General features: G+C 71.8%; 7 protein-coding genes. 4 read left to right on the top strand and 3 right to left on the bottom strand.

Features of this window, described 5'->3' with window-relative positions; translation table 11 throughout:
* Positions 1–134: 134 nt before the first annotated feature.
* Positions 135–569 (top strand): hypothetical protein, encoded by a 435-nt coding sequence (locus AMY39116_RS0341575; RefSeq protein WP_020423504.1) that lies wholly within the window; start codon positions 135–137, stop codon positions 567–569.
* Here AMY39116_RS0341575 and AMY39116_RS0341570 read toward each other — a convergent pair.
* Positions 535–930 carry a DUF6010 family protein gene (locus AMY39116_RS0341570; protein WP_020423503.1) on the bottom strand — a complete coding sequence of 132 codons (396 nt, stop codon included), beginning with the start codon at positions 928–930 and terminating at the stop codon, positions 535–537. The two genes, AMY39116_RS0341575 and AMY39116_RS0341570, sit on opposite strands and share 35 nt — an antisense overlap.
* A gap of 125 nt (positions 931–1,055) precedes the next feature.
* Here AMY39116_RS0341570 and arsM point away from each other — a divergent pair, with 125 nt between their 5' ends.
* On the top strand, positions 1,056–1,778 hold the full coding sequence (gene arsM, locus AMY39116_RS0341565; RefSeq protein ID WP_020423502.1) for an arsenite methyltransferase: 723 nt from the start codon (positions 1,056–1,058) through the stop codon (positions 1,776–1,778).
* Here arsM and AMY39116_RS0341560 read toward each other — a convergent pair.
* Complete coding sequence (locus AMY39116_RS0341560) at positions 1,759–2,034, bottom strand: DUF1905 domain-containing protein (RefSeq protein ID WP_017983372.1); 276 nt, start codon at positions 2,032–2,034, stop codon at positions 1,759–1,761. The genes arsM and AMY39116_RS0341560 overlap by 20 nt on opposite strands.
* 139 nt (positions 2,035–2,173) lie before the next feature.
* Positions 2,174–3,001, bottom strand: coding sequence for a class I SAM-dependent methyltransferase (locus AMY39116_RS0341555; protein WP_020423501.1), 828 nt, complete (start codon positions 2,999–3,001; stop codon positions 2,174–2,176).
* A gap of 74 nt (positions 3,002–3,075) precedes the next feature.
* On the opposite strand from AMY39116_RS0341555, the gene AMY39116_RS0341550 reads away from it, so the two are divergent.
* Entirely contained in the window at positions 3,076–4,278 is a 1,203-nt protein-coding gene (locus AMY39116_RS0341550; RefSeq protein ID WP_084506238.1) for an alpha/beta fold hydrolase, read from the top strand.
* A gap of 374 nt (positions 4,279–4,652) precedes the next feature.
* Positions 4,653–5,516 carry an SAM-dependent methyltransferase gene (locus tag AMY39116_RS0341545; RefSeq protein ID WP_020423499.1) on the top strand — a complete coding sequence of 288 codons (864 nt, stop codon included), beginning with the start codon at positions 4,653–4,655 and terminating at the stop codon, positions 5,514–5,516.
* Positions 5,517–5,542 lie beyond the last annotated feature (26 nt).

Genomic DNA, 5,542 nt, shown 5'->3' with positions numbered 1-5,542 from the left:
CCCTGTGTTCTCCAAATGCTCGCCGCAAGGCCGCGCGGCGCCCGACCCACCGGCCCTGACCGCTTCCTGCCAGCGCCCACCCACGACGCCACCCCACCACCTACCGTCGGATCCCCGGCCAGAGGGAGGTATCGGTGGCGGCGAAACCGTACGGCGCGAGCAGGGTCTCGACCGTCTTCGCGGTCGTGTTCGGCTTCGGCGCGGGCTTTCTGTGCCTGCTGCGGTTCGCCGCGGCGGTGGTGCTCCTCCCCGCGGCGGACAACCCGATCCCCCTGGCGCTCATGGCCCTCCTGTACGGCGCGGGCATGACCCTGTCGCTCGCCGGCGCCGGGCTGCTGCTCGCCCGCAGCCCGGCGTCCATCACCTGCCTGACGCTGGGCTGCGTCGTCTCGTTCGTCATCGTGCTCACCGAACTCGTGCTGCATTCCTTGCCCCGCAACGCGAGCGTCCCGCTCGGCTCGTACGGGGCCTGGCTCTTCGGCTGCGCGTTGATGGCACTCGTGCAGACCCGCCGCAAGGACACGAAGCACCGGGTCAGGACCGCACCAGCCGGTTCCGGAGCACGCTGAGCACCGGGCGGCCGCCGGCGAAGCACCAGATCGCGATCACCGGGTCGCAGATCGCGCACCCGAGCGACGAGTGCTCCGCGAACGGCACGATCGGCTCCCCGCGCAGGTGGTGCACCACGTCCCACGCGGTGTGCATCAGCCAGGCGATGCCGATGAACGTCCATGACTCCAGTCCGCGGTAGGCGACGTAGGTGGCGGCCGCGGTGAAGGCGAACTCCCAGATCCCCAGCCCGCCCCCGCTCAGGTAGGCGGCGCCGGCGCCGGCGACGAACACCGCGTTGAACCGGCGGCGGTGCGCCTCCGGGATGAAGGAGTTGACCACGACGTAGGCGGCGCCGATGAGCAGCGCGATGACGATCATGGCACCCGAAACTAGGTCCCCGCGCCCCCGCGCAGTAGTGGCTGGAGTGCCACGTTCCGACGGATTCTCGCCACCCCTGATTCGACAACCTTCTAATTCGACATCCATCGAGGTAGCGTGACGGCATGCGCGAGGACGTGCGGGAACAGGTTCGGGAGCGCTACGCCGCGGCAGCGCTTTCGGTGACCGGCGGATGCTGCGGCGAATCGTGTGGCTGCGGGTACGACGACGCCGACCGGGCCACGCTCCCGGCGGACGCGGTCCGCGCGAGCCTCGGTTGCGGCAATCCCCTCGCCGTCGCCGACCTCAATGCCGGCGAGACGGTGCTGGACCTGGGGTCCGGCGGCGGGATCGACGTGCTGCTGTCCGCACGCCGGGTCGGGCCGTCCGGCCGGGTGATCGGGCTCGACATGACCGACGAGATGCTCGCGCTGGCCACCGCCAACGCGGAGCGCGCCGGCGCGGCCAACGTCGAGTTCCGGAAGGGGCACATCGAGTCCGTCCCGCTGCCCGCGGACAGCGTCGACGTCGTCATCTCCAACTGCGTGGTCAACCTGTCCGTCGACAAACCCGCGGTGTTCGCGGAGGTGTTCCGCGTGCTGCGCCCCGGCGGGCGGATCGGCATCAGCGACGTCGTCGCCGAGGACCACCTGACGCCCGCCGAGCGCGCCGAACGCGGCTCCTACACGGAGTGCATCGCCGGAGCGCTCACCTTCGCCGAGTACCGGGCCGGCCTCGCCGCGGCCGGCTTCACCGGCATCGAGGTGACGCCGAGCCACCCGGTCGCCGACGGCATGCACTCGGCGATCGTGCGGGCCGTCAAACCGGTCAGCCGAGCCGTTCGGTGAGGCGGATCCGCACGGTGTCGCCGGCGTCCTTGCCGATCGCGCGGCGCACGTCGGCCTTCACCGGCAGCTTGTGCGTGCCGTCGCCCAGCGCCATGAACGAGCTGCGGAACGGGTGGCCGTCGATGGTGCCGCGGATCTTCACCAGCCCGCGCGTGCCGAAGTACTCGGCGGACCCGGGCATCACGACGTAGGTCCAGCCGCCCTTCGCCTCGCTCTTCAGCAGGGTCGCCTCGAACTCCTTGTCCAGTGCCGGCATGACGTCCTCCTCGGGTGCGGTGCCATTGTCACCCGGAACGTCGAGGCACTTCGCCCGCTTCTCGACATGTGCCGGCCGCCAGGGGTGCCGGGTGCTGCCCCCAGCACCCGGCACCCCCGGCGGCCGTCGCCCCGGGCGGTCAGCGTCCCGCGACCCGCGCCCAGGCCCCGACCAGCGTCGGCGGCCGGAAGGTCGCCCCGCTGTTCACGTGGTCGTCGAAGAAGCGCTGCCCGAGCGTGTCGATGCCGACCTCCTCCGGCGTGGCCAGCCCGGTGCGCGTCAGCACGGGCAGCAGGGTCCGGATGATGCCCGCCGCCATCCGGCTGCCGGTCGGGTCGCCCGGCGGGCGGTACGCCTGCAGCCCCAGCACCGTCGCGCCGCTCAGGCCCGCGTCCGCGAACACCGCGCCCAGTCGCGCGCCGAGGCTCGGGTCGAGGCCGGACCGGGCGAACGCCGCCATGATCCAATGCGTCACCCGCTCGCTCAGCGGCGTGGCCGGCAGCAGCCCGGCGACGCTCATCTCGTACTCCATCGACACCACGACGCCGCCCGGCCGCACGTACCCGGCGAACTTCCGCAGCACCGCGGCCGGATCCGGCGTGTACAGCAGCACCAGCCGCCCGACCACGGCGTCCACCTGGCCGGTCAGCCGCATCTCGTGCAGGTCGTCGTGCACGAACGAGACGTTGCGCAGCCCCTGCGCCTCGCACCGGCTCGCCGCCCAGCGCAGCGCCTTCGACGACTGGTCGATGCCGACGACGGACCCGGACGGCCCCACCAACCTGGACAGCTCGAAGGCCACGTCCCCCGCGCCGGTCCCCAGGTCCAGCACGCGCATGCCGGGCTCGATGCCGGCCAGCGCCAGGATCGCCCTGGTCGCGGGCGCCAGCGCGGCGGCCTGCTCCTCCAGGCGGCGCAGCTCCTCGGGCTCGTTGCCGAGCAGGTACGGGGTCTCGGTGGTGGTCATGGCGTCCTCCTGCCGGATGTGTCCGGTTCAGGGTGACCCGTCAGGGGGTCTGGTGACTTGGCGGAATCGTGGGGATGATGTGGAGATTCCGTGGCGAGGGGGCCGTGGTGTACGAGTTCGAGGACTGCGAGGTCGACCCCCAGCGGTTCGAGCTGCGCCGGCGCGGGGAGCCGGTCCACGTCGAGCCGCAGGTGTTCGCCCTGCTGACGCACCTGATCCGGCACCGCGACCGCGTGGTCGGCAAGACCGAGCTGCTCGACTCCGTGTGGGGCTACCGGCACGTCAGCGAGTCCGCCCTCACCAGCCGGGTCAAGGCGCTGCGCCGCGCGATCGGCGACAGCGGCGAGCGGCAGCGCATCGTCGCGACCGTGCACGGCGTCGGCTACCGCTTCGTCGCCGACGTCCGGGAGAACGGCGGCGTCCCGCCGCGCACCCGCGCCCCGCAGCAGATCCGCTACTGCCGCTCACCGGATGGCGTCCGCGTGGCCTACGCCGTGTCCGGGTGCGGGCCGCCGCTGGTCAAAGCGGCCAACTGGCTGACCCACCTCGACCTGGAGTGGACGAGCCCGATCTGGGCGCACTGGCTCGACGGCCTCGCCCGGCGGCACACCCTGGTGCGCTACGACGAGCGCGGCTGCGGACTGTCCGACTGGGACATCGGCGAGTTCCGGTTCGACGACTGGGTCGACGACCTGGAGCTGGTCGTCGACGGGGTGGGGCTGGACCGGTTCCCGCTGCTGGGCATCTCGCAGGGCGGCGCGGTCGCGATCGCCTACGCCGTGCGGCACCCGGAGCGCGTGTCCCGGCTCGTGCTCGCCGGCGCCTACAGCCGCGGCCGGTTCGCCCGCGCCGCCACCCCGGAGGAGAAGGAGGAGGCCGAACTCGACCTCGTCCTCGGCCGGATCGGCTGGCGGCACGACGACCCGACGTTCCGCCAGGTGTTCGCGAGCCAGTTCCTCCCGGACGCGAGCCGCGAGCTGTGGGACGCCTTCAACGACCTGCAGCGCGCCACCACCTCCAACGACAACGTGGTGCGCTTCCTGGACGTCTTCGCCCACATCGACGTGTCCGCGATCGCGCCGTCCGTGCGCTGCCCGACGCTGATCCTGCACTCGCGCGGCGACCTGCGGGTGCCGAAGGCGCAGGCGCAGGAGCTGGCCGCGCTGATCCCCGACAGCAGGCTGTGCTTCCTGGACAGCCGCAATCACATCCTCACCGAGCACGAGCCCGCGTGGCCGGAATTCCTCGACGAACTGGACGCCTTCCTCGGCAGCTGACAACGCGGTGCCGGTGTCCGCCAAATGGTCCACGCTCGCCGGGCACGTACGCGCAACCCGGTCCACGGGCAACCTTCTGTCCAAATTAGACGGACTGTCTGCGCTCGCGCGGGTCTCCTGGAAAGCGCTTTCCAGATGAGTCGGGGGGCCGCTGACGGCCCCGCCGCGCCCTGCTCGCGGTGGAGTGCGCCGGGCGCAGCGCCTGCCGGGAGACGGCGCAGTGGGGCCACCTGAACGGGGGAGTCCCGCGGCGGGCGCGACCTGCGGAATCGGCACGCATCGGTTGGGATGGGCGGTTCCCCGCCGGGCCTTCGCGGCGACCGCTAGTATTCGCGCTATCCCCGTTGATCTCCGCAGGCGGAAAGCAGGCAGGAATGGCGAAGTCCCGGTTCGAGCAGTTCCCGATGGAAGGCGTCGACCTGGACCACCCGAACGTGGCCCGGGTGTACGACTACTACCTCGGTGGCAAGGCCAACTACGCGGTCGACCGCGTGTTCGCGGAGAAGGCGCTGGAGCGGTTCCCGTTCGTGCGCCCCGCGGCGAAGTCGAACCGGCTGTTCCTGCATCGGGCCGTGCGGTACCTGGTCAAGCAGGGCGTCCGGCAGTTCATCGACATCGGTTCGGGCGTGCCCACGATGGGCAGCACGCACCAGGTCGCCGACGAGCTGGACACCACCACGCGCGTGGTCTACGTCGACAACGAGCCGGTGGCCGTCGCACACTCGCAGATGCTGCTGGAGAAGGAGGGCGACCTCGAGCGGCACGCGGTGATCCAGGCCGACCTGCGCGACCCGGACCTGCTGTGGAACAAGATCGCCGACAAGGGCGTCATCGACTTCTCGCAGCCGGTCGCGCTGATGCTGATCGCGGTCCTGCACGTCACCCAGCCCGGCCCGGACGGCACGGACATCGGCCCGGCGGCGGTGGCGCGGTACCGGGAGCTGCTCGCGCCCGGCTCGTACCTGGTGCTGTCGCACGGCACGGCCGACGGGGTGCCGGAGAGCCGCGCCAAGGAGATGGCCGAGTTCGGCAAGATGTACGACGCCACGGCGACGCCGGTGATCTGGCGGCCGCGCCAGGAGATCGAAGCGCTGTTCGGTGACCTGGAGATGGTGGAGCCCGGCGCGACCTGGACGCCGCTCTGGCACCCGGAGGAGAACGGCGAAAACGCGCCCCAGATCGAGTTCGACGAGCCCAACGACTCGGTGGTGTGGGCCGGGGTCGGCCGGAAGGTCTGACGCTCCGCGCGCCTGCCGCGCCGCCT

It is taken from the genome of Amycolatopsis sp. ATCC 39116 (genome assembly GCF_000231075.2).
GTDB lineage: Bacteria > Actinomycetota > Actinomycetes > Mycobacteriales > Pseudonocardiaceae > Amycolatopsis_E > Amycolatopsis_E tucumanensis.
The sequence above is the reverse complement of the archived record's forward strand: the minus strand, read 5'-3'. Positions and strand labels throughout refer to the sequence as shown.

Coding starts and splice junctions, on each gene's coding strand:
- AMY39116_RS0341570 (WP_020423503.1), bottom strand. CDS start 930: ATGATCGTCATCGCGCTGCTCATCGGCGCCGCCTACGTCGTGGTCAAC.
- arsM (WP_020423502.1), top strand. CDS start 1,056: ATGCGCGAGGACGTGCGGGAACAGGTTCGGGAGCGCTACGCCGCGGCA.
- AMY39116_RS0341560 (WP_017983372.1), bottom strand. CDS start 2,034: ATGCCGGCACTGGACAAGGAGTTCGAGGCGACCCTGCTGAAGAGCGAG.
- AMY39116_RS0341555 (WP_020423501.1), bottom strand. CDS start 3,001: ATGACCACCACCGAGACCCCGTACCTGCTCGGCAACGAGCCCGAGGAG.
- AMY39116_RS0341550 (WP_084506238.1), top strand. CDS start 3,076: ATGATGTGGAGATTCCGTGGCGAGGGGGCCGTGGTGTACGAGTTCGAG.
- AMY39116_RS0341545 (WP_020423499.1), top strand. CDS start 4,653: ATGGCGAAGTCCCGGTTCGAGCAGTTCCCGATGGAAGGCGTCGACCTG.